This is a genomic window from Xanthomonas sp. BRIP62409, from assembly GCF_003992965.1.
Taxonomy (GTDB): domain Bacteria; phylum Pseudomonadota; class Gammaproteobacteria; order Xanthomonadales; family Xanthomonadaceae; genus Xanthomonas; species Xanthomonas euroxanthea.
This window is the reverse complement of record NZ_QEZJ01000017.1, coordinates 142,670-164,652: the sequence shown is the minus strand read 5'-3', so window position 1 is coordinate 164,652 and position 21,983 is coordinate 142,670. Positions and strand designations below refer to the sequence as shown.

Sequence of the window (21,983 nt, the reverse complement as noted above, 5' to 3'; positions counted from 1 at the left end):
GGCCAACGTCCTGCGCAGTGACGCTCACTCACGAACACGCGCGAGCAGGCGGTTGACCTCGGCCGGATCGAAATGGCCCGGCTCCAGGCGCCCGCCCAAGGTGGCCAGTTCCTGCACATGCTGGGCATGATCCGGGTCGGCGATGATCTGCAGCAATGCCTGGTAGTGGTCGATCCCTTCGCTGTTTTCCGGCGGGCAGGCGTTGGCGCCGTCCACGCAACGGGCCACACGCAAGCCCGCATCCGGTGGCAGGATCGCCTCGACCTGGACGCGGTGCTGCCAGCCGGCGCCGGCACCATAGAAATAGTCGAAGCGCTCCAGCTCGCCCACCGCGCTTTCGACGGTGACGCGCGCGGCGTGCTTGAGCCGCGAGCGGTCCGGCACGTCCAGCCCGGACTCGCCATAGCGGCCGCCGCCCAGGTCGAATTCGTACGGATGCGCGCCGTGCCAGCCCATCACCGGTTGCAGCACGCGATGCAGCGTGGCCAGGCGCAGCGCCCCCGCCACCAGCACGCGGCGCCAGATCAACGGCGCGCTCTCCACCAGCGAAACATGCAGCTGATACACCGGCGCAGGTGCGGGCACCGCCTGCTGTGCAGCTTTCTTCTTGGCCTTGCTCATCGTGTCTTGGCTACCTGTTTGCGCTGCAAGTATGCAGCGCCACGCCACTGGCTGCATCGCTGCGCCGCCGGTGCCGCAAGCTGCACCCTGCCGCTATCGGTCCTGCAGGCGCGCGCACGCACCTGCAACGGACCGGCCACATACGCCGGGATGGTGACTCCGCCGCCGCACGGTGCCCGGATGCTGCACGGATGCCCGCAAGCCGCGCGACGCCGCGCATGCCAGCGCGCGGGGCGCCTTGTATCGCAGCAGGCATCGGGGCGCCTGGATGCGACCACCATCGCGGCGCAGGCATCAGACGACAGCAGCGCCTGCCCGCATCGGTGGAATCGATGGCAGCGCCTCAGCGCTGCTGCAGGCTCGGCACCGCATCGGTCACGTTGCGATGGCGCCGCATGATCCAGTTGAACAGCGGCGTGGCCATCAGGGTCGAGAGGATCGCCATCAGCACCAGCACCGAGAACAGGCCTTGTTCGATCACCCCGGCCTGCAGGCCGATATTGATGATGATCAGCTCCATCAGGCCACGTGCATTCATCAGCGAGCCGATCGCCATCGCATCGCGGTTGTTCTCGCCGGTGGCACGCGCCGCGGCCCAGCAGGCCACGCCCTTGCCGATGAACGACGCGGCCAGGATCGCCACGCCTGCCAGCATGATCTGCGGCTGCAGCAGCACGCTGAGCTGGGTCTTGAGGCCGGAATAGGTGAAGAACAGCGGCAGCAGCAATACCACCACGAACGGCTGCAGCATCTCGCGCAGTTTTTCGGTCAACGCCCCCCTGGGCAGGCAGACGCCCAGCAGGAAGCCGCCAAACACGGCGTGGATGCCGATCGCATCCATTGCCCACGCGCTCAGGCAGAACAGCATCAACACTACCGCGAGCACACCGTTGCCGAGCGGCTGGTTCGGCACCACGTAGGCGTCCAGGCGGCGCAGCAGATGCCGGCCGACAAAGATCATGAACAATGCATAGGCCACCCCGCCGCCGATGGCCAGATAGGCACTGCCCCAACTGCCGCCGAAGCTGGCCAGGACCACGGCAAGAATGCACCACGCCGCCGCATCGTCGAACGCACCTGCAGTCAGTGCCAGCGTGCCCAACGGGCTATTGGTCAGACCGCGCTCGTGGATGATGCGCGCCAGCATCGGGAACGCGGTGATCGCGATGGCCGCCCCCAGGAACAGCGAGGCCTCCATCAACTTGGCCTTTTCCGAAAACAGGCCGCCGACGTTGATCAACCACGGGCACAGGGCAAAGGCCAACGCGAACGGTACCGCGATGCCGGCCATCGACACGCTCATCGCACTGCGATAGCGCGCGCGGAAATGGTCACCGCGGAAGTCGGTACCGACCAGGAACATGTACAGGCCCACGCCGAACTGCGCGAACACGTACAGCACATCCATGGTCTGCCTGGGAAACAAGGCTGCCTGCGTCGCAGGTGCCAGCACGCCGAACAGCGACGGCCCCAGCATCACCCCGGCGATCATCTCGCCCACCACCTGCGGCTGGCCGATCCGCCTGGCCAGCAGCCCCACCAGACGACAGACCAGCAGGATCGCGGCGGCCTGCAGGAAGAAGTACACCGACATCTGCGGAGTGGTCATGCGTTCGGCGACATCCCTGAGAAGTGCGCGGATCATAACGAGCCGTGTCGGTGGGCGATAGCCATCGTGCAGCTGGCACGCAGGCCTTGGCGGAGCGAGGCTGGAGTCATCGTCACGGTTGGCCCGGACGACGTGGCCCATGCGCCGAGCCCGGTTGCACGCGTCCGCACTGATCAGACCATGCGCGGTGTGCGGCTGCGGCGCCGATGGTGCCCCACCGCCAGGCTATCGGTGCGCACGGCGCCGACGCTGCAGCACAGGTGGCCGGCCACCGCACGCTCGGGGCAGTGGCGATGGCCGCCGCAAGGATCAGCGAGGCCTCACTTCTGCGTCGGCTGCGCTGCCGCCACCGGCGTCAACACCAGATCCTGGAAATCGAAGCTGAAATCGGTCAGCGGCGACACCGCCTCCATCCGCATCTCGCGCACCGCGCCATCCGGGGTCAGCGCGAAATTGACGAAGGCATCGGCATTCAATGAGCGGTCGTCCCAGCGCACGATGAAGCTGTCGTGCTGCCAATGCTCCAGCGTGCCGATCAATTGCGCGGTCCTGGAAAACTGCAGACGCAGGCGCTTGCCGTCCTGACGGATCACCACATCGCCGTACCACGGGTCGCGATAGGTCGCCGCATAGCTGCGTAACGGCAGCGACGGCGTGGAGCGCGCTGCACGTGCGTCCAGATGCTTCTTCCAGCTGGTGTCCGCATCGCCATCGGCCTTGGCCACGGCCTTGGCATAGGCGGCGGTCCAATCGGTGGCCGGCACCTGCAGGAACGCATCCAGCACCTGCAGGGTCACCGCATTGAAGGCCGCGCCGACTTCCTGGTTGGTCAACACCACCACACCCAGTTGCTGGTCGGGCACCAGCGTCAGCCGCGACACCATGCCCGGCCAGCCGCCGGTGTGCCAGACCAGCCGATGGCCGCGGTAATCGCTCAGGCTCCAGCCTTCGCCGTAGCCGGAAAAATTGGGCCGTGCTGCCGCCAGCTCCGGCACGGCCGGTTCGGCAATCGCGATCGGCGTGATCATCGACCACATCTCCTGCTGCCGTTTGGCACTGAACAGCGGCGTGCCATCGGGCAGAATGCCGCCGGCCAGTTGCACCTTCATCCACAGCGCCATGTCGTGCGCGCTGGCATAGATGCCGCCGGCACCGGAATTGTTGGACCAGGTCAGCGGCGCGACGGTGCGCAGCTGGATGAAGTCGTATTTGGCATGGCCCACCGCCGCGTTGTCGCCCGGCTGCAGATGGTCGGCATTGAAGCGCGTGCCGCGCATGCCGACCGGGGCGAAGATGCGTTGCTGCAGGAACGCCGCATAGCTCTGCCCGGAGACCTGCTCGATCACCTTCTGCGCCACCGCGTACAAGATGTTGTCGTAGGCGTAGCGATCGCGGAAACCGCCCTTCAACGGCACCTTGGACAGGCGCTGCACCACCTCGTCGGTGCTGTAGCTGGTGGTCGGCCAGAACAACAGGTCGCCCGCGCCCAGGCTCAGGCCGCTGCGGTGCGCGAGCAGATCGCGCAGGCGCATCTCGCCGCTGACGTACGGGTCGGACATGCGGAACCACGGCAGGTGATCGACGACCTTGTCGTCGAGCGAGAGCTTGCCCTCGTCGGCCAGGATCGACAGCGACGCGGCAGTGAAGGCCTTGGTGTTGGAGGCGATCGCGAACAGCGTATCGGCCTGCACCGGCGCAGGCTTGCCGATCTCGCGCACGCCGTAGCCGCGCTCCAGCACCACCTGCCCATCCTTGACGATGGCCACCGCAATGCCGGGCACATCGAACTGCTCGCGCACGCGCTCCATCTGCGCGTCGAACTGCTGCATGCCGGCGGGAAGCTCGGCCGCCTGCGTCGTCGCCACCACGCTTGCCAGCATCAGCACGCCTCCACTCAGCCATCGGTTCACGGTCACTATCCCAGGTCCTCGCATGTCGCTCAGATCGATCCGCCCGCACTGTCCAGCGACAGCGGCAGCGGTGCCACCAACACGCCGTTGCCATCGGCATACAGCCAATGGCCGGGCACGAAGGCCACGCCGGCAAAATTCACCGGCACATCCACATCGCCCAGATCGCGCCGCTCGGTGCGGCGCGGGCAGGCGCCCAGCGCCAGCACGCCCAGCGGCAGCGTGGCCAGGATCTCCACATCGCGCACGCAGCCGTGGATCAACACGCCGGCCCAGCCATTGGCGAGCGCCTGTGCGGCGATCTGGTCGCCCAGCAGTGCGTGCTTCAACGAGCCCTGCCCGTCCACCACCAGCACCCGTCCGTCGCCGGGCGTGGCGGCCAGTTCGCGCACGCGCGAGTTGTCCTCGAAACAGCGCACGGTGACGATCGGCCCGGAGAATGCCCCACGTGCGCCGTAGGAGCGGAACACCGGTTCGGCGATGCTCACCTCGGGAAAGCGGTCACACAGATCGGGCGTGGTCCAGGTCATCGCTGCGGTCCGGAAGTGGCGAGCTGCGATGGTAGCGGCATGGCCGCGTCCGCGTAAGCCGCCGAGGAGGCCTCCGATCGCCGCGCCGCTTGGCCGGCTGCGCCTGGATCGCTATCCATCCCTTGCCTGCAGATGGTCCCGGGCAACGGCCGCGCCTGCCTGGGCGTGCGCGCGGACGCTGCGACAACCGCGGGGCGTCACGGCGAAGCCGGCGGGGCTATCATCGGGGCGGCCTGCCACAGGTGCGTGCACCCGACATGCCAGGCACGCGCTCACGCCAACGTGGAATCCCTCATGACCGATCTGTTCGCCGCCACCCCGCCCGCGCTCGATGGCATCCACGTCGGTATCGGCGGCTGGGTGTATGCGCCGTGGCGAGCGGGGATGTTCTATCCGGAAGGGCTGGTACAACGCCGCGAGCTGGAATACGCAAGCCGCCACCTCACCGCCATCGAGATCAACGGCACCTACTACGGGGCACAGAAGCCGGCGACCTACGCGAAGTGGCGCGAGCAGGTGCCGCCCGGGTTCGTGTTCTCGGCCAAGGCACCGCGCCGCATCACCCAGTCGCGCAAACTGGCCGGCACCCAGGCGCAGGTGGACGACTTCATCGGCGGCATTGTCGAGCTCGGCGACACGCTGGGTCCGCTGGTGTGGCAGTTCGAACAGGGGCACCGGCTGCAGGCCGACGACCTGGACGCGTTCCTGTCGTTGCTGCCCAAGCGCGCCGGCAAGCGCGTGCTGCGCCATGTGCTGGAAATCCGCGACCACGACGCGGTGGATGCCTCGCTGCTGGCACTGGTGCGCCGGCATGGGGTGGCCACGGTGTTCACCGACTCGGACGCGCACCCGTCCTTTGCCGATCTGTCCACCGACTTCGTCTATGCGCGCTTGATGCGCAGCCAGGCGCGCCTGCATGCCGGTTACCCTGCGCCGGCACTGGCGCGCTGGGCCGAGCGCATCCAGGCCTGGCGGCGCGGCGACGATCCGGAGGACCTGCCGCATGTCGACGCGGCCACGCACGTCAAGGTCACCCCACGCGAGGTGTTCGTGTTTTTCATCAGCGCCGCCAAGGAGCGCAATCCGGCGGCGGCAATGGCATTGCTGCAGGCGTTGGGGGCGCGCTAGGCAGCGGCGTTGCGGCGCGTCTTGCGCGACAATGGCGCATGGCCATGACCGACCTGCGCAAGGCGCAACTGCAAATCCATTTCTGCGTCCTGCTCTGGGGCATCACCGCGATCCTGGGCAAGCTGATCACGCTGCCGGCGTTGCCGTTGGTGTGGTGGCGCATGTTGATCGTGGTGGTGGCACTGGCGCTGTTGCCGCGGGTATGGCGCGGGCTGCGCGGCCTGTCCGCGCGCGTGGTGCTGGGCTATTGCGGCATCGGCGCATTGGTGGCCCTGCACTGGCTGACCTTCTACGGCGCGATCAAGCTGGCCAATGCCTCGGTGGCGGCGACCTGCATCGCGCTGGCGCCGGTGTTCACTGCAGTGATCGAGCCATGGGTGACGCAGCGCCCCTTCCGCCCGCGCGAATTGCTGTTCGGCCTGGCGGTGCTGCCCGGGGTGGCCCTGGTGGTCGGCGGGGTGCCCGATGGCATGCGTGCCGGCGTGGTGGTCGGCGCGATTTCTGCGGTGTTCGTGGGCCTGTTCGGCTCGCTCAACAAGCGCATGGTCGCGCATGCCGACCCGCTCACCGTCACCGCACTGGAACTCGGTGCCGGCACGCTGACCTTGACCGTGCTGGCACCGGCCATGCCGTTGGTGCTGCCGTCGCTGCATGGCGATCTGCTGATCGTTCCCGGCCTGCACGACGGCATCCTGCTGCTGGTGCTATCGCTGGCCTGCACCCTGCTGCCGTTTGCGCTGGCGCTGGTGGCGCTGCGCCATCTCAGCGCCTACTCGGTGCAGCTGGTGACCAATCTCGAACCGGTCTACGCCATCGTGCTGGCGATCGCCCTGCTCGGCGAGCAACGCGAGTTGACCCTGCAGTTCTATCTCGGCGTGGCGATCATTCTCGGCGCGGTGTTCCTGCATCCGGTGCTGGAACGCCGACGCACGATCGTGCATCCGGAACTGCTCGGCACCGCCGAAGCAAAAAACATCGTCGACTGACGGCACCGCACAAGCAACAACCGTCGTCGTAGGAGCGGCCCAGGCCGCGACCGGCCTTGTCGATAACGCAGCAACGCCCGCACATCACCACGATCACAACCACACCTATGCCAACGCCACCACCTGGTCGCGCCCGCCCCGCTTGGCCGCATACAGGGCCTGGTCGGCGCGCTTGATCACCGCGTCCGCGCTTTCCTGCGGATGCAGCGTGGCCACGCCGATACTCACCGTCACCGGCAGCGCGATCGTCATCACTGCCACGCTCTGGCGCAGGTATTCGCACTGCACGCGTGCCTGCAGCAGATCCACATCGGGCAGCAGCAGCACGAATTCCTCGCCGCCGTAACGCGCGATGGTGCCGGCACCGGCCACATGCGCGCGCAGCAACGCCGATAGCTCGCGCAGCACCACATCGCCCTGATCGTGCCCGTGCACGTCGTTGACGGTCTTGAAGTGGTCCACGTCCAGCAACGCCACCGATAACGGCTGGCCCGCCGCACGCGTCTGTTCCATGGCCACGCCCAGGGCTGCCGCAAACGCACGTCGATTGGGCAGGCCGGTCAGCGGATCGGTGCGGGTCTGCTCGACCAGATCGGCGTTCAAGGCATCCATTTGCGCGTAGTAACTTGCCAGCTGCTGTTCGTACCATTGGCGCTCATGCAGTTGCTGGCGCAGGCGCTTGCCGGCCAGGCGCAGTTCCAGCAGATGTGCGGCCTGCCGCGACAATGCCTGCAGCGCCTGCCGCTGCTCTTCGCGCAGATGCGCCGGGGTCTGGTCGAACACGCAGAGCGAGCCCAGTGCCATGCCGCCGCTGGTCACCAACGGCGCGCCGGCATAGAAGCGCACCGCAGAGCTGCCGGTCACCATCGGATTGTCGTGGAAGCGCGGGTCGAGCAAGGTGTCGTCGACCATCATCACTTCGTCCGGGCGCAGGATCGCATGCGCGCAGAACGAGATATCGCGCGACGCTTCGCTACGCGGCGCGCCATGTGCGGACTTGAACCATTGCCGCTGCTCGTCCACCAGCACCACCGCCGCCATCTGCGTCTGGCACAACGTGGACGCGATCATGGTGAGGTCGTCGAAGGCACGCTCGGGCGGCGAATCCAGCACCTCGTACTGACGCAGCGCGGCCAGTCGTTCGGTTTCGTTGTCCGGCAATGTCGGTTTGATCACGCTGCCTGCTCCCCCAGCTGGCTGTCAGCGGCGCAAGTATGACCGAGCCGGTCATGCGCGGCCATCGGGCTGCACATGCGCAGCCGGCGCACCGTGCCGCTATGTGCGGCCGATCGCGCCGGGCCCCATCACCAATCGGTGCGTTGCGGCAGCAATCCGCGCAATTCCGCATCACTGAGGTTGCGCCACTGCCCGGGCTTGAGCGCGGCCAGCTTGATGTTGTCGATGCGCACACGGCGCAGCTGGGTCACGCGGTAGCCGAATTCGGCGGACATCAGGCGGATCTGCCGGTTCAAGCCCTGCTCCAGCACGATGCGGAAGCCGAACTTGGCGATGCGCGCGGTGCGGCACGGCAACGTGGTCTCGTTGTGGATGCGCACGCCGCGCGCCATGCCACGCAGGAATTCGTCGGTGACCGGCTTGTTGACCGCCACCAGATATTCCTTCTGGTGGCGATTTTCCGCGCGCAGGATCTCGTTGACGATGTTGCCATTGCTGGTCATCAGGATCAGCCCCTCGGACTCCTTGTCGAGCCGGCCGACCGGAAAGATGCGCTGTTCGTGGCCGACGAATTCGACGATGTTGCCCTTGACCGAACTTTCGGTGGTGCAGGTGATGCCCACCGGCTTGTTGAGCGCGATGTAGACATGCTTGCGCCCACCGGGCTTGCTGGCGGCGCGCGTGCGCAGTGGCTGGCCGTCCACCAGCACGGTGTCGTCCTCGCCTACCACCGCACCGGTGCCGGCGGCCACGCCATTGACGGTGACCCGGCGTTCGCCGATCAGGCGATCGGCCTCGCGGCGGGAGCAGAAGCCGGTTTCGGCGATGTATTTGTTGAGTCGGGTCGTCATCGGCCGATTATCGGCGATTTGCAGCGCCCCGCGTGCACCCATGTGCGATCAGGACACCGCCAGCAGCGGCTGCCCGGCGTGCAGCAACTCGTCGAGCGGGCATGGACGATGCAGGCTGAAACCCTGCACCTGGCCCACTCCGGCCTCGTGCAGGCCGGGAATGTCCGCCTCCGACTCCACGCCCTCGGCCACCACTTCGATGCCCAGCGCCAGGCCCACCTGCGCGATCGAATGCACCGCCGCACGGTCCACCGCGTCGTGTGCGTAGTTGCGTACGAAGCCGCAATCGATCTTGAGGACATCCACGGTGAACTGCTTGAGATAGCCGAACGAGGCCAGGCCGCTGCCGAAATCGTCCAGCGCCACATGGCAGCCGCGCGCGCGCACGCTCTGCACGAAGCGCCGCGCGTGCTCCAGATCGCCAATGACGGCGGTCTCGGTGATTTCCATGCACAGCTTGGGCACCAGGCTCGGATAGCGCTCGAACAGGGCGCACACGAAATCGAGAAAATCCGCTTGCGCGATCGACTGCGCAGACAGGTTGACGTGGCACAGATCCAGCGCGGCCAGGTGCAGCGGATTGGCCGCCAGCTGCGCGCACAGCGTTTCCAGCACATGCACGTCGACCATGCGCCCCAGGCCGTAGCGTTCCACCGCAGGCAGGAATTCGCCCGGACTCAGCACCCGCCCGTCACCCGCGCGCATGCGCACCAGCACTTCGTACTGCAGGCGTCCCGGATCGCGCAACACCTGGATCTTCTGCGCATACAGCAGCAGGCGGTCCTCGGCGATGGCCTGCTGCACCGCGCTGATCCAGCCGCCGTCGTGGCGGCGCCGCGCCAGCGCCAGATCGTTTTCGCCGAAACAGCGAATCCGGTTGCGCCCCTCTTCCTTGGCTGCGTAACAGGCCAGGTCGGCGGCGGTCATCAAGGCATTGACGTCGCTGGCGCCCTGGCGGATTTCCACCACGCCGAAGCTGCAACCGGGCGTCAGCGGCCGCCCGCCCTGGTGGCTCCACGGCTGACCCAGCACCGCGTGCATGCGCTCGAGCACGGTTTGCGCCTGCGCCAGGTCGGTATTGGCCAGCAGGATCGCGAACTCGTCGCCACCCAGTCGCCCCAGCCAGTCGCCGGGGCGCAGCTGCATGGTGATCACATCGGCGAAGTGGCACAGGAACTTGTCGCCCACCGCATGCCCGAAGGTGTCGTTGACCAGCTTGAAGTGATCCAGGTCGACGAAGCACAGCGCATGGCGGAGCTGCGGCGATTGCGGCGGCTCGATCAGGCGCAGCAGCCGGCGTTCGATCTCGCGGCGGTTGATCAGGCCGGTCAAGGCATCGTGGCGCGCATGGAAGGCGACTTCATCGGCCAGCTCGTGCGCATGCGAGACGTCTTCGATCACTGCCAGCACCAGGGTCGGCTCCTCCGGGCCGGGCTCCACCAGCGACGCGCTCCAGCGCCCCCACATCACCCCGCCATCGGCGCGCAGGAAGCGTCGCTCGCCGGACTGCAGCAGGGCCGGCCAGTCGACCAGGCCGCGGCTGTCCAGCGCGATGTCGTCCGGATGCATCACCTCGGCCAGCGTGCAGGCCTGCAGCTCTTCGGGCCGGTAGCGCAGGATGTTGGCCATCGAGGCATTGGCATCGAGCACGCGGCCGCGCAGGTCGAACTTGACCATGCCCAGCGCCGCCTGTTGGAACGCGGTGCGAAAGCGGCCTTCGTGCGAGAGCAGGTAATCGCCGATGCGGCGCATCGCCAGCACGCAGGTGGTCAGCACCAGCAGCAAGGTCGCCAGGCTGCAGATCACCATCATGTCGTGCAGCAGCCGCGCGCAGCGGACCAGCAGCGCCTGGAACTGCGCCGTATCGCTGCGCATGCGGCCATCGAGCAGATGCAGCTCATCGCGCAGGGCCTGCAGCGCGCGCGGATCCGGGCGGCTGGCGGCCTGCACCGAGGCGGCCCGGTCGGCCAGCGCGCTCAGCTGCAACAGGTCGGCATCGGTGTGTTTCCACATCGCGATGGCGTCGCCCAGATACGGAAAGACATGGCCGTAGCGATACAGCCGCACCATTTTCGGCATGTCCTCAGGGGCATTGCGGCCGGCCGCCAGCCCGGCATGGACCGCGCTCCAGTCGATCACCGGTTGCTCGACCGCCTCGCGGGCCGCGCGGTCGCCGAGCGGCACTTCCAGCGCGCGGCAGGCGGCCTGCAGGTCGGCCGGATCGCCGCTCCCCAGGTAGCGCTCCAGCCAGTACACCGACTCCTGCTGGGCATTGGACCAGTGGCTCTGGCCGACGATCCAGGCCGTCGCTCCGGACTGGATCTCGATCATCAGCGCAGAGAGCACCGCCATGCTGATGGCCATGCCGATCAACAAGGCCAAGGGAAGCGTCAGCCAGCCGCGCATCAGATGCATGGTCTGCCTACCGCCGGTACCGCCCGCCATCTGCGCCATTGTCACCCTCGAACCCTGCCGCCGCCCCATGCGATTCAGGCGCCCAGTGGGCGCCTGAAGGCAGTAGCGGCCGCAATGGCGCAGTCTGTATGGCAGCGCCTGCTTGACCACGGTCGACGCAGGCACTTCGCCTGGCCGGCAGGACGCTGCCGGCAATCCCGAGGCGTCAGCGCGTGACGCCTGCAGTCCGATATGCATCAACCAACATAACGACCACGGCGCCCCGCAGCGACGGCAGGACCGCCGAACGCTGCCGGGTCCTCAGCGGCGCTTACTCGCCGCGGGGCTTGGGCGGGCCCTTGCGATGCGGCGCGCCGGCACGGTCCATCGGACGGTTCGGGCCATTCGGGCGGCCGGACGGCTTGCCGCCGCGCGGGAAGCGCGGCCTGGACGGCGCTGCAGCCGCCTCGCCGTCTTCCAGCTTGCGCATGTTGAGCTGCTGGCCGGACACCCACACTTTCTTCAGGTGCGTCAGCAGCTCGCGCGGCATGTCGGCCGGCAGGTCCAGGATCGAATAGTCGTCCTGGATGTCGATACGGCCGATGTAGCGGCTTTCCAGGCCGGCTTCGTTGGCGATCGCGCCGACGATATTGGCCGGCTTCACGCCGTGGGTGTGGCCCACTTCGATGCGGTAGCTCTCCATGCCGAACTCCGGCTCGCCGCGCGGCGCAACCGGGTCGCGACGCGGACGCTCGGCACCGGCGCCATCATCGGCAAAGGCCGGACGCTCTGCACGCGGCGGGCGTGCCGCGCGCTCACCATCGGCACGCGGGCCACGCTCGAACTTCGGCTCGAAGCGCGGACGCTCGCCACGGTCGCCGCGATCATTGCGCTCGCGCGGGGCGAACTCCTCGCGTGCGCCACGCACCGGCGGGGTCAGCAGGAACGGCGCATCACCCTGCAGCAACTTGGCCATCGCCGCGGCGATATCGATCGCCGGCACGTTGTTCTCGCTCTCGTAGCGCTGCAGCAGATCGCGATACATCTCGATCTGGCCGCCGGCCAGGGTCTCGGTGATGCGGGTCATGAACCGTGCCACGCGGGTGTCGTTGACCGCATCCACGCTCGGCAGCTGCATCTCTTCGATCGGCTGGCGGGTGGCGCGCTCGATCGAACGCAGCATGCCCTTCTCGCGCGGGGTGACGAACAGGATCGCGTCGCCGTTGCGGCCGGCACGGCCGGTACGGCCGATGCGGTGCACGTAGCTTTCGGTGTCGTACGGGATGTCGTAGTTCAGCACATGGCTGACGCGCTCCACGTCCAGGCCGCGCGCGGCCACGTCGGTGGCGACCAGGATGTCGAGCTTGCCGTCCTTGAGCTGGGCAATGGTCTTCTCGCGGGCGGCCTGCTGCATGTCGCCATTGATGGCCGCCGCGGCCATGCCACGTGCCTGCAGCTTCTGCGCCAGCTCTTCGGTGGCGGCCTTGGTGCGCGCGAAGATGATCATGCCGTCGAACGGCTCGACTTCCAGGATGCGGGTCAGCGCGTCCAGCTTGTGCAGGCCGCTCACCCACCAGTAGCGCTGGCGGATGTTGGCCGAGGTGGTGGTCTTGGCCGCGATGGTGACTTCGGCCGGGTCTTTCAGATAGGTCTGCGCGATGCGGCGGATCGCCGGCGGCATGGTTGCCGAGAACAGCGCCACCTGGCGTTTCTCCGGCAACTTCTTCAGCACCGCTTCGACGTCGTCGATGAAGCCCATGCGCAGCATTTCGTCGGCTTCGTCCAGCACCAGCGTCTTGAGCTGGGACAGGTCCAGCGTGCCACGATCCAGGTGATCGATCACCCGGCCGGGAGTGCCAACCACCACATGCACGCCGCGCTTGAGCGCGCTCAGCTGCTGCGCGTAGGGCTGGCCGCCGTAGACCGGCAGCACGCGGAAGCCGGGAATGGCTTCGGCATATTTCTGGAACGCCTCGGCGACCTGGATGGCAAGCTCGCGGGTCGGGGCCAGCACCAGCGCCTGCGGCTTGAGCTGGTTGAGGTCGGCATTGGACAGCACCGGCAGCGCGAACGCGGCGGTCTTGCCGGTGCCGGTCTGCGCCTGGCCAAGCACGTCGCGGCCGGCCAGCAGCGCGGGAATGGTGGCGGCCTGGATCGGCGACGGCGACTCGTAGCCGACGGCGGCAACCGCCTTCATCACAGCGTCTGAGAGGCCGAGGTCTGCAAACAGCAGCGGCGCGGGAGATTCTTGGGTCATTGGGTAACTCCGGAGGCGCCGCACGGAGCCGGCAGGCGCAAAGCAGCATAGTGTGCGCCCTCAGGCCCCCCGCTGTCGAAATTTCCGTGACAGTCCGTTCAGCTTGTGAGGATTCGCCCACTGCGGCGAATCATCTCCTCGACCCTTGTCATCCACCCACCCGGCCGGAGCCATGTCCCTGGAAACAGACCTGCACACCCGCTTCAACGCGTTGCTGCAGCAGCACCGCGGCATCGTCCTGAAGGTCGCGGCCAGCTATTGCTGGAACCCGGACGACCGCGCCGAGCTGGCGCAAGACATCACCGTGCAGTTATGGCGCGCGTTCCCCGGCTACGATGCCGGCCGGCGCTTTTCCACCTGGATGTACCGCATTGCCTTGAACGTGGCGATCAGCGATCTGCGCGGCCGCAGCCGCGCACCGCAGGACCCGCTCCCGCTGGAGGCGGTGGCCGCCAGCATCGCCGATCCGCTGGCGCGCGACCCGGCACACGCGCAGCAGGTCGCCGCGCTCCACGGCTTCATCGCCCACCTGCCACCGCTGGAACGCGCCTTGATGCTGCTGTACCTGGACGCGCACAGCTACCGCGAGATCGGCGAGGTGCTCGGCATCAGCGAGACCAATGTCGCCACGAAACTCAGCCGCCTCAAGGCGCGCATCCGCGCCGAACTCTGACCACCCACTTCGCCCAAGGAACATTCGATGGAACTCGACGACATGCAACGCGCCTGGCACGCGATGGAACACCGCCTGGACCAGCACGGCACGCAGATCGGTCACATCATCGGCCAGGTGCGTGGCCATGCGGCGCGCACCAGCCTGCGCCCGCTGTGGCTGAGCCAGTCCGCGCAATTGCTGTGCGCCGTGGCGCTGCACATCGTGATCGCGCGCAGCTGGCTTGCCCATACTGATCAGGTTGCGGCGATCATCGGCGGCGTGCTGCTGCAGCTGTGGAGCATTGCGCTGGCGATCTCCGCACTACGGCAGCTGCAGCTGCTGGCGCAACTGGACTTTGCCGGACCGCTGCTGCCGACGCAGCGCGCGCTCGCGCAGTTGCGGCGCTGGCGCACGCGGGTGGCCCCGTGGCTGGGCGTGGCGTTCTGGGTACTGTGGGTGGCCGTTGCGGACGCCGGCTGGCGCGGGCTGACCGGCCTGACCCTGCCGCACGACTGGCTGCTGCTCAATCTGCTGGTGGGCGTGCTCGGCGGCATCGGCACCTGGCTCGGCTATCGACGGCTGCAGCGCAAACGCCATCCGTGGCTGGAACGCATCGACAACGCGCATGCCGGGCCCGGCGTCGTGCGCGCCGAAAGCATGCTCGACGAGATTGCACGCTTTCGACGCGAATAAGCTTGCCGACGCCGCACCGCGACGCCGGCGTGGCGGATGCCGCTGGTACGCCTGCGTCGCGCACGACTCCACCTGCCGGGGCTGCGTTCGGCACGGTGGTGTTGCCGGCTGCGACAGGCGGATAATCGCCGTCTTCCTGTCACCGAGCGCACCATGCAATATCTGGAATTCGACCTGGACGGCGAGTACATCGAACTCAACCAGTTGCTCAAGCTGGCCGGTATTGCCGACAGCGGTGGCCAGGGCAAGGCGATCGTCGCCAGCGGCGCGGTCAGCGTCGATGGCGTGCAGGAACTGCGCAAGACCGCCAAGATCCGCCCCGGCCAGTGCGTGCACCTGGACGATGTGGAGATCCGCGTGCTGGCGCTGGACCCCGATGCGGAGCCGGCAGAATGAGCGTGGTGCAGGTCAGCTGGCGCAACAACGCGCCCTCGGCGGACGATCCGGACCACGATGTCTACATCTTTTCGATCGACGTCGAATCGGACACGCCGTTCTGGTTCGAGCAGTCGATCCGTGGCGGTCACGCCGAGCGCGGCGGTTGCAGCATGCTGGCCTTGCACGAACTGGAAGGCTGGCCCGGCGGCTGGCGCGCAGACGTGACCAAGGCCGGCTGCGCCTGGGTGATTCCACTGCTGGAACAGGCCTTGCGCAGCGGCGATGCGCGCACCGCGATCGATGCGATTCTTGCGCGGGTCGATGCGCCGGCCTGATGGCTGCGTCCTGATGGCCGCGTCCTGACTGCGGCGCGCCTGATGACAGCCCTGATGACAGCCGAGCTGACCGAGCCCGCACGATTGCCGCACCAGCATCCGCGAACGGGCCGCTGACCGCATTGCCCGCCCGCATGTCGAACACCATTACAAGCCACTGCGCATGAGGGCCACAGCGCAGCGCTGCACGCACTGCGCCTCCCCGCTCCCACTTCGATACCTCAGACGCTGCGCTGGGTCAGATGCGCCGCAATCGCCTGCTTGAACGGCGCCACCGCATGCGCCGCACGCAAGGCACCACGTCGCAGCAGGCGGGCCGGCGCACGGTCGTCGGTGTACAGCGCGGCCAGCGCGTTGGTCGCTTCATACAGCGGCCGCGTCGCCAGCCGGTGCGCCCGCTCGTACCCCTGCAGCAAGGCCGCAGCCCCGATGTCGCGGCCGGCTGCGGCAGCGGCGCACACACGCTCGGCCAGGCGCGTCTGGCTCTGCAATCCAAAATTGAAGCCGTGCGCGGTGACCGGGTGCATGCCCACCGCCGCGTCGCCGATCAACGCGGCACGCTCGGCGATAAAGCGTTGTGCATAGGCGGCCACCAGCGGATAGGCATGCCGGCTGCCGTCCTGCTGCATCGGCCCGAGCCGATGCTCGAACGCCTCGGTCACCGCCGCACTGAAGTCCGCCGCCTCCATCGCCAGCAAGGCCTCCACCTGTCGCGGCGGCAGGGTCAGCACCGCACCGGCGCGATTGCCCTGCAGCGGCAACAACGCCAGCGTCTTGCCGTAGCCAAACCACTCCCAGGCGGCATGCCGGTGCGGCAGCGCATGGCGCATCCGGCACACCAGCATGGTCTTGCCGAAATCACGCAGCTGCGCGCCGATGCCGAGCAGGCGCCGGGTAGTGGAAAACCGGCTGTCGGCCGCCACCAGCAGGCGCGCCGACACCGTTTCCCCATCGGACAACTGCAGCGTCACGCAGTCGCGTTCCTGCTGCACGGCCTGCAGCGTGCAGGCGCAGCGCATCTCAAACGCACCTTGCGCCTGCACCGCCTGCCAGGCCGCGCGACGGATCAGATGATTGGGCACCAGCCAGCCCAGATCGCCGGCACCCCGCGCGGAGGCAGCGAAGGTCAATGCGAAGTGCGAATGCCCGTCCATGACGCGGGCGTCGCGCAGCGGCGAGATCGCATCGGCGGGAAATTGCTGCCAGATGCCCAGTTGCTCCAGCAGTGCACGCGAGGCATGGGTCAGGGCGATCTCGCGCCCGTCGAAGGCCGGCTCGGCCAGCTGCACGCGTGGCTGCTGATCGACTACCAGCACCGACAGGCCACTGCCGGCCAGGGAGCGCGCAAAACTCAGGCCAACCGGCCCGGCACCAATGACTGCGATATCCACCGATTGCATGCCGCGCTCCTTTACCACCGAAATCCAGAGAAGCTGACAAGACCTTGCGTGCCGTGGTCAGGTGGATGCGGTCAGCGCAGAGCAACCGGCATGTCCGCGTGGCACCTGCCGCACCCGGCACGCCCGCCTGGACGTGAGCGCAGCCGTCTTGATAGCGGCTCTCAGTTTAACGGCGGTGATGCTGGCCGGACTTGATCAGGATCAAGCAGCAACCGAACAGTCGCGGGCGCGCGACTTATTGCTGCGTTTTCTCGGTCACTGTGCCACCGGCTGCGCGCACGTAGCCCGGCCTGCGTCACCAGCCCAGCAACGCCCGCACCAGTTTGACGATGCCCCAGAACGACACCACCCAGATTGCGCTGCGCAGGTAGGGAATCCCCGCCGCATACGCCGGCACGTAAGCCACGCGCGCCCACAGGTACAGCTGCACGCCCAGCGCGGTGTCTGCACTGGTACGGCCGGCAACGCTCACCGCCAGGACGGCGGCCGCGAAGATCGGGAAGGTCTCCAGATAGTTGCGGAATGCGCGATCCAGCCGCGCCGCAATGCCGGTCAACGGCTTGGCGTCGCCATCGCGTGCGCTGGCATTCCACTTGGTCCCGCGCTGGGCGGTCATGCTGGCCGAGGCGGCCAGCAGTTGCACCAGACCGAGCACCATGGCCCAGCCCAGCATCTGTAGTTCGATGGTCAGTTCCACGCGGGTCTCCCGATGCGCTGCAAGATCACTTGATCGACGCGCGCAGGCTGTACCCGGCGAGCCGCCAGGTCTTGTCCTCGTCCAGGCGGAACGACACCAGCTCGCGCACCGGCTGCTGGGCCTTGGCAAAGCGGGTCGGGAAGCTGACGTTGACGTACAGGCCTTCGGGCACCTGCGCGCCGGCGGCGTATTTGACCCGCGTCACCGAGCCCTGCCCGCGTCCGACCACCGCCCCCAGGCGCGCACGTTCGGCACCGATCTGGCTCACGAAGGCATCGCGCTTGACCGCGGTCTTGGCGACGCTGGAGGCGCCATCCCACAGCGAGGCCACCTGGTTGGCATCGACCATCTGCGCCACCCGCAATGCCGCCTGGGTCATCTCGGTGTTCTGTTTGACCAGCTGCGCCTGCTGCGCCGGGTTGACCGCGGGCGCAGCCGTCGGCGCAGCGGCAGCCGGACGTGCAGCGGTCTGCGGCTGTTGGGCCAAGACCAGCGAGGGAGCCAACAACAGCGCGGCAAGCAGACGAGGACGGAACATGGGGCAGATTGACCTTGTACGGAGCGAACGAATGGGAGCCAACGCGGGCGGGTGGCGGGTGCGGCAGTTTAAGACCTGTGCTGCATGCAGCGGTGAGTGCGCGACGATTGCAGGAGCCGGGTGCGGGCAATCCGTGCCGGCCCTGACCACATCAGACTTCGCCGCCGGGCGGAACCGCCGCGACGCCGCGCGGCCGCCATAGCCGCCAGCTGATCCACAGCGCGCGGGCGATGGCCGCGATCAGCGCCACCAGGCTCAGCCACACTGCCAGCGTGGCCGGCCACTGCACCCGGCTGGCCGCAGCAATCACCTGCAGGAGCTCGGCCACGCCGAATCCGGCCAGCACCAGCAACGCCGATGGCAGATACGCCAGCGCAACACCTTTTGTCTTCCCGAGCATGGCGCCCCCGGCTCCGTGATATGCCGCGACCATAGGCAGCCGGCAGTGGGGTGCGCGTGAAGCTCAGCCGTCGCCCTGGGCGGGCCCCGGCACAGGCTCGGCGGCGGGCGCCGCGTCCGGCGCCTCGGTTGGCGCGGCGGTTGGCGCGGCGGTCGATGCGTCGGCCGCCGCCGCGGCGTCCGGTGCGGCGGTTGCCGGCAGCGCGGCGGCATCGGTTTCGGCCAGCGGGCTTTCTTCCGGGCAGGCCGCATCGGGAAACCCGAAGCGCTGCTTCAAGGCCAGGCCACAGGCGTTGACCGCCTCCAGATCGGCGCCCTCGCCCTTGCACTTGTGATCGAAGGCGACCAGGAACGCGTCCTTGCGGCGCACGAAGGCGTCGCCGCACTTGCGCATCTGGCGGATGCGCTCCAGATCGTCCTGCACCGCGTTGGTGCCATCCAGCCCGTATTCGCGCAGCTCGTCCATCGTCAGCAGGCGCAGGCTGCGATTGGGCACGGTCATCATCAGGTCGGCCACCGCCACCGCCACGCCGTTGCGCTCCAGATAATCCTTGACGTTGCCGTAGACCTCGCGCAATTCGCGGTTGAGTTCCGCGCGCGAGGTGGCCTTGGAACTGATCCGCATCATGCGGTGGATGCCGACCTTGCCGGCCACCAGCCGGTTGTCGCCGGCGGCCAGCACGAACACGCAGGCGCTGTGGCAGATCGAGCCTTCGCGCACCCAGATGGTCCAGTTGGATTCGCCGATCACATCGCCGGCGCGGATCGCCGCTTCCACCTGCCCGCCGCTGGAATCCAGGTCCAGGATGCGATGCGGCAACTGCAATTGCCCGGCCACCGTGGCCAGCCGCCACACCAACGCTGCGAAGCCGGCGTTGATCTTGCCGGCATAGCGCACCCGCAGCAGGCCGGTATCGCGGCATGGCGCCAGCGCCGCCTCCACGCTGGCGCGGTCCAGCGCCGGCAGCAGCGTGCCGTCGCCGGCGTCGCTGCTGTAATCGGTGGCGCAACTGATCCAGGCCTTGCCCGCGTCCAGCTCCGCCTGCGGCCAGCCGGCCTCGCCCGCCTGCGCGCGTGGCCGCGGCGGCGGCGCTGCCGGCTCGGGCGTGTCCACCGACACCATGTGGTCGCCATCGCCCTGCCCCGCGCCGCCCTGTTGCGTGGCGGCGGCATCGGCCGAGGTACCGGTGCGGTCACAGGCCACCAGCGCCAGCAGGCAGGAAAGGGACAGGCAGAGCAGTTTCAGCATGATGTCAGGCAACGGACCGCGACGGAGATCACCCTCAGTCTATGGCTGAACGCGCCCACCGTTTGACCCTGCCATGAACACACAGGCGCAGTGCAACCCTGTCCGAAAACGGCCAGCCGCGGCTGGAGTGAGCGCATAGACTGGCGCCATGCAGACCGCCACGCCCGACCGACTCCAATGCGACCGCGCCCGCCTGGCGCGCGATGCGCGCTTCGACGGGCTGTTCTTCACCGCGGTGCGCAGCACCGGCATCTACTGCCGCCCGGTGTGCCCGGCACCGCCGCCCAAGCCGGGCAACATCAGCTATTACCCCAGCGCAGCGGCAGCCAGTGCCGCCGGCTACCGGCCGTGCCTGCGCTGCCGCCCCGAGCTGTCGCCGCAGGCGCAGCAGCACCTGGGCGAAGAGAGTGTGCAACGCGCATTGGCGATGATTGCCGACGGCGCCCTGCAGGAGCAGCCGGTGCAGACCCTGGCCGATGCGGTGGGCCTGAGCGCGCGCCAGCTGCAGCGGCAGTTCGTGCAGCAGCTCGGTGCCACCCCGATCCAGGTGCACGGCACGCGCCGGCTGCTGCTGGCCAAGCAGTTGCTGACCGAGACCGCATTGCCGGTGACCGAGGTCGCACTGGCGGCCGGCTTCAACAGCCTGCGTCGCTTCAATGCAGCCTTCCTGGAAGGCTGCGGGATGCCGCCATCGGCGCTGCGCAAGCAGCGTGCCGAGGTTCCGGGTGGTGCGTTGACCCTGCGCCTGGGCTATCGCCCGCCGCTGGACCTGCCGGCAATGCTGGCGTTTCTGCAGCGCCGCGCGATTCCCGGTATCGAGCAGGTCGACGCCAGCGGCTACCGGCGCGTGATCGGCACCCCGGGCAACGCGACGCTGATCGAGGTCAGCGCGGCGCCGCAGCGTGCGGAGTTGCTGCTGCGCATCGGCGCGACCGACCCGCGCCAGATCCCGCAGATCGTACGGCGGGTGCGCCGGCTGTTCGATCTGGATGCAGACCTGCAGGCGGTGCACGCCACGCTGGCGGCCGAGCCGCTGCTGGCCGAGGCGATCGCGCGCCGCCCCGGCCTGCGCGTACCGGGTGGGTGGGACGGCTTCGAAGTGGCCGTGCGCGCCGTGCTGGGCCAGCAGATCAGCGTGGCCGGTGCGGCGACGCTGGCGGCGCGGCTGGTCGATCGGCATGGCGGCCGTCATGTGGAGATGCCGCCCGGCCTGGACCGCATCTTTCCGACTCCGGCACAGCTGGCCGAAGCGCCGCTGGAACAGCTCGGCCTGCCGCGTGCACGCGCCGCCACGTTGCGTGCGCTGGCCTCGGCGTGTGCGCAAGGGCGGCTGCATTTCGGCGCCGGCCAGCGCCTGCCCGAGTTCGTCGCCGCCTGCACGGCCTTGCCCGGCATCGGGCCGTGGACTGCGCACTACATCGCCATGCGTGCGCTCTCGCATCCGGATGCGTTTCCGGCCGGCGACCTGATCCTGCAGCAGGTGCTCGGCACCCCCGAGCGCCTGAGCGAGCGTGCCACCGAAGCGCGCTCGCAGGCCTGGCGACCCTGGCGCGCCTACGCCGTGTTGCACCTTTGGCATCTCGCTGTCGATCGCAAGGACCCCCGTTCATGAGCACACTGCAGTACGACACCTTTCCCTCGCCGATCGGCGCACTCAGCGTGGCCGCCGATGCTGCCGGCGTGCACCACATCCTGTTCGCGCAGAACCGCTACGACGCGATCGGCCGCGCGCGCTGGCAGCATGCCCCGGATGCGCCGCTGGTGCGCGAGGCGCGCGAGCAATTGCTCGATTACCTGCATGGCGGGCGGCGCAGCTTCGACCTGCCGTTGGCACCGACCGGCACGCCGTTCCAGCTGCAGGTCTGGCACACGCTGGCGCAGATTCCGTTCGGGCAGACCTGGAGCTATGCGCAACTCGCGCACGCGGTGGGACGCCCGGCCGCCAGCCGCGCGGTCGGTGCCGCCAATGGGCGCAATCCACTCCCGATCGTGCTGCCCTGCCATCGCGTGATCGGCGCCAATGGTGCGCTGACCGGCTTCGGCGGCGGCCTGCCGACCAAGCAGGCGCTGTTGCAGCTGGAGGGCTGGTCACCGCGCCGGAGCGCGGCGGCCGACGACCTGTTCGCCGCATCCGCCACCGGCACGCGCTGACTTCGCGACGTCATTGCGAGGCCGTA

The 21,983-nt window shown here is 68.3% G+C and carries 21 protein-coding genes and 1 other RNA gene; 8 read left to right on the top strand and 14 right to left on the bottom strand.

The annotated features are described in order from the left end of the window. Positions 1–24: 24 nt before the first annotated feature. From EO170_RS07030 to rraA, 4 genes are all read right to left on the bottom strand, one after another. Positions 25–621: a plasmid pRiA4b ORF-3 family protein gene (locus tag EO170_RS07030; protein WP_104581894.1), complete on the bottom strand. Its 597-nt coding sequence runs from the start codon at positions 619–621 to the stop codon at positions 25–27. 343 nt (positions 622–964) lie between these two features. Then, a complete protein-coding gene (locus tag EO170_RS07025; protein ID WP_104582201.1) occupies positions 965–2,230 on the bottom strand; it encodes a cation:proton antiporter in 1,266 nt (421 codons plus the stop codon). A 320-nt stretch (positions 2,231–2,550) separates the two neighbouring features. Further along, the gene (locus EO170_RS07020; protein ID WP_126943622.1) at positions 2,551–4,146 is read right to left on the bottom strand and encodes a serine hydrolase; all 1,596 of its coding nucleotides are present in this window, start codon (positions 4,144–4,146) and stop codon (positions 2,551–2,553) included. Positions 4,147–4,169: 23 nt separating this feature from the next. Further along, complete coding sequence (rraA, locus tag EO170_RS07015; RefSeq protein WP_126943618.1) at positions 4,170–4,670, bottom strand: ribonuclease E activity regulator RraA; 501 nt, start codon at positions 4,668–4,670, stop codon at positions 4,170–4,172. A 294-nt stretch (positions 4,671–4,964) separates the two neighbouring features. Between rraA and EO170_RS07010 the strand changes: the two genes are divergently transcribed. Next, on the top strand, positions 4,965–5,798 hold the full coding sequence (locus tag EO170_RS07010; protein ID WP_126943615.1) for a DUF72 domain-containing protein: 834 nt from the start codon (positions 4,965–4,967) through the stop codon (positions 5,796–5,798). Between the two features lie 38 nt (positions 5,799–5,836). Beyond that, the gene (locus EO170_RS07005) at positions 5,837–6,784 is read left to right on the top strand and encodes a DMT family transporter (protein ID WP_126943612.1); all 948 of its coding nucleotides are present in this window, start codon (positions 5,837–5,839) and stop codon (positions 6,782–6,784) included. A gap of 105 nt (positions 6,785–6,889) precedes the next feature. On the opposite strand, the gene EO170_RS07000 is transcribed toward EO170_RS07005, so the two are convergent. The 4 genes from EO170_RS07000 to EO170_RS06985 form a co-directional block, all read right to left on the bottom strand. Next, complete coding sequence (locus tag EO170_RS07000) at positions 6,890–7,960, bottom strand: sensor domain-containing diguanylate cyclase (protein WP_126943609.1); 1,071 nt, start codon at positions 7,958–7,960, stop codon at positions 6,890–6,892. 128 nt (positions 7,961–8,088) lie between these two features. Beyond that, positions 8,089–8,811 carry a pseudouridine synthase gene (locus tag EO170_RS06995; protein ID WP_016903964.1) on the bottom strand — a complete coding sequence of 241 codons (723 nt, stop codon included), beginning with the start codon at positions 8,809–8,811 and terminating at the stop codon, positions 8,089–8,091. Between the two features lie 48 nt (positions 8,812–8,859). After that, positions 8,860–11,265 (bottom strand): EAL domain-containing protein, encoded by a 2,406-nt coding sequence (locus EO170_RS06990; RefSeq protein ID WP_164740944.1) that lies wholly within the window; start codon positions 11,263–11,265, stop codon positions 8,860–8,862. 271 nt (positions 11,266–11,536) lie between these two features. Beyond that, complete coding sequence (locus EO170_RS06985) at positions 11,537–13,462, bottom strand: DEAD/DEAH box helicase (RefSeq protein WP_115677590.1); 1,926 nt, start codon at positions 13,460–13,462, stop codon at positions 11,537–11,539. Between the two features lie 172 nt (positions 13,463–13,634). On the opposite strand from EO170_RS06985, the gene EO170_RS06980 reads away from it, so the two are divergent. The 4 genes from EO170_RS06980 to EO170_RS21465 all read left to right on the top strand — a co-directional run bounded on the left by EO170_RS06980 (position 13,635) and on the right by EO170_RS21465 (position 15,523). Next, positions 13,635–14,135, top strand: a complete 501-nt coding sequence (locus EO170_RS06980) for a sigma-70 family RNA polymerase sigma factor (RefSeq protein ID WP_126943606.1) — start codon at positions 13,635–13,637, stop codon at positions 14,133–14,135. Between the two features lie 27 nt (positions 14,136–14,162). Then, complete coding sequence (locus EO170_RS06975) at positions 14,163–14,810, top strand: hypothetical protein (protein WP_126943603.1); 648 nt, start codon at positions 14,163–14,165, stop codon at positions 14,808–14,810. A 153-nt stretch (positions 14,811–14,963) separates the two neighbouring features. Beyond that, positions 14,964–15,206, top strand: coding sequence for an RNA-binding S4 domain-containing protein (locus EO170_RS06970; RefSeq protein WP_126943600.1), 243 nt, complete (start codon positions 14,964–14,966; stop codon positions 15,204–15,206). After that, positions 15,203–15,523: a hypothetical protein gene (locus EO170_RS21465; RefSeq protein WP_164740943.1), complete on the top strand. Its 321-nt coding sequence runs from the start codon at positions 15,203–15,205 to the stop codon at positions 15,521–15,523. The genes EO170_RS06970 and EO170_RS21465 overlap by 4 nt, the downstream gene beginning before the upstream one ends. Before the next feature lie 221 nt (positions 15,524–15,744). Here EO170_RS21465 and ubiM read toward each other — a convergent pair whose 3' ends face one another. The 6 genes from ubiM to EO170_RS06935 form a co-directional block, all read right to left on the bottom strand. After that, positions 15,745–16,923 (bottom strand): 5-demethoxyubiquinol-8 5-hydroxylase UbiM, encoded by a 1,179-nt coding sequence (ubiM, locus tag EO170_RS06960; RefSeq protein ID WP_126943597.1) that lies wholly within the window; start codon positions 16,921–16,923, stop codon positions 15,745–15,747. Positions 16,924–16,954: 31 nt separating this feature from the next. Beyond that, positions 16,955–17,030, bottom strand: a non-coding RNA gene (locus tag EO170_RS06955) — sX9 sRNA. Positions 17,031–17,218: 188 nt separating this feature from the next. After that, positions 17,219–17,620, bottom strand: coding sequence for an MAPEG family protein (locus EO170_RS06950; RefSeq protein ID WP_104581882.1), 402 nt, complete (start codon positions 17,618–17,620; stop codon positions 17,219–17,221). Positions 17,621–17,645: 25 nt separating this feature from the next. Next, positions 17,646–18,158 carry a DUF4019 domain-containing protein gene (locus tag EO170_RS06945; protein ID WP_126943594.1) on the bottom strand — a complete coding sequence of 171 codons (513 nt, stop codon included), beginning with the start codon at positions 18,156–18,158 and terminating at the stop codon, positions 17,646–17,648. A 151-nt stretch (positions 18,159–18,309) separates the two neighbouring features. Continuing rightward, positions 18,310–18,558, bottom strand: a complete 249-nt coding sequence (locus tag EO170_RS06940; RefSeq protein ID WP_104581880.1) for a hypothetical protein — start codon at positions 18,556–18,558, stop codon at positions 18,310–18,312. Between the two features lie 63 nt (positions 18,559–18,621). After that, on the bottom strand, positions 18,622–19,806 hold the full coding sequence (locus EO170_RS06935; RefSeq protein WP_126943591.1) for a hypothetical protein: 1,185 nt from the start codon (positions 19,804–19,806) through the stop codon (positions 18,622–18,624). Positions 19,807–19,954: 148 nt separating this feature from the next. Here EO170_RS06935 and EO170_RS06930 point away from each other — a divergent pair, with 148 nt between their 5' ends. Both EO170_RS06930 and EO170_RS06925 read left to right on the top strand, forming a co-directional pair. After that, positions 19,955–21,418 carry an AlkA N-terminal domain-containing protein gene (locus EO170_RS06930; RefSeq protein ID WP_126943588.1) on the top strand — a complete coding sequence of 488 codons (1,464 nt, stop codon included), beginning with the start codon at positions 19,955–19,957 and terminating at the stop codon, positions 21,416–21,418. After that, positions 21,415–21,957: a methylated-DNA--[protein]-cysteine S-methyltransferase gene (locus EO170_RS06925; protein ID WP_126943585.1), complete on the top strand. Its 543-nt coding sequence runs from the start codon at positions 21,415–21,417 to the stop codon at positions 21,955–21,957. The genes EO170_RS06930 and EO170_RS06925 overlap by 4 nt, the downstream gene beginning before the upstream one ends. The last annotated feature ends 26 nt before the right edge of the window (positions 21,958–21,983 follow it).

Bases quoted from the DNA above. Each gene is read 5' to 3' on its own strand.
- EO170_RS07030 (WP_104581894.1), bottom strand. From the start codon at position 621: ATGAGCAAGGCCAAGAAGAAAGCTGCACAGCAGGCGGTGCCCGCACCT.
- EO170_RS07025 (WP_104582201.1), bottom strand. From the start codon at position 2,230: ATGACCACTCCGCAGATGTCGGTGTACTTCTTCCTGCAGGCCGCCGCG.
- rraA (WP_126943618.1), bottom strand. From the start codon at position 4,670: ATGACCTGGACCACGCCCGATCTGTGTGACCGCTTTCCCGAGGTGAGC.
- EO170_RS07010 (WP_126943615.1), top strand. From the start codon at position 4,965: ATGACCGATCTGTTCGCCGCCACCCCGCCCGCGCTCGATGGCATCCAC.
- EO170_RS07005 (WP_126943612.1), top strand. From the start codon at position 5,837: ATGGCCATGACCGACCTGCGCAAGGCGCAACTGCAAATCCATTTCTGC.
- EO170_RS06995 (WP_016903964.1), bottom strand. From the start codon at position 8,811: ATGACGACCCGACTCAACAAATACATCGCCGAAACCGGCTTCTGCTCC.
- EO170_RS06990 (WP_164740944.1), bottom strand. From the start codon at position 11,265: ATGGCGCAGATGGCGGGCGGTACCGGCGGTAGGCAGACCATGCATCTG.
- EO170_RS06985 (WP_115677590.1), bottom strand. From the start codon at position 13,462: ATGACCCAAGAATCTCCCGCGCCGCTGCTGTTTGCAGACCTCGGCCTC.
- EO170_RS06980 (WP_126943606.1), top strand. From the start codon at position 13,635: ATGTCCCTGGAAACAGACCTGCACACCCGCTTCAACGCGTTGCTGCAG.
- EO170_RS06975 (WP_126943603.1), top strand. From the start codon at position 14,163: ATGGAACTCGACGACATGCAACGCGCCTGGCACGCGATGGAACACCGC.
- EO170_RS06970 (WP_126943600.1), top strand. From the start codon at position 14,964: ATGCAATATCTGGAATTCGACCTGGACGGCGAGTACATCGAACTCAAC.
- EO170_RS21465 (WP_164740943.1), top strand. From the start codon at position 15,203: ATGAGCGTGGTGCAGGTCAGCTGGCGCAACAACGCGCCCTCGGCGGAC.
- ubiM (WP_126943597.1), bottom strand. From the start codon at position 16,923: ATGCAATCGGTGGATATCGCAGTCATTGGTGCCGGGCCGGTTGGCCTG.
- EO170_RS06945 (WP_126943594.1), bottom strand. From the start codon at position 18,158: ATGTTCCGTCCTCGTCTGCTTGCCGCGCTGTTGTTGGCTCCCTCGCTG.
- EO170_RS06940 (WP_104581880.1), bottom strand. From the start codon at position 18,558: ATGCTCGGGAAGACAAAAGGTGTTGCGCTGGCGTATCTGCCATCGGCG.
- EO170_RS06935 (WP_126943591.1), bottom strand. From the start codon at position 19,806: ATGCTGAAACTGCTCTGCCTGTCCCTTTCCTGCCTGCTGGCGCTGGTG.
- EO170_RS06930 (WP_126943588.1), top strand. From the start codon at position 19,955: ATGCAGACCGCCACGCCCGACCGACTCCAATGCGACCGCGCCCGCCTG.
- EO170_RS06925 (WP_126943585.1), top strand. From the start codon at position 21,415: ATGAGCACACTGCAGTACGACACCTTTCCCTCGCCGATCGGCGCACTC.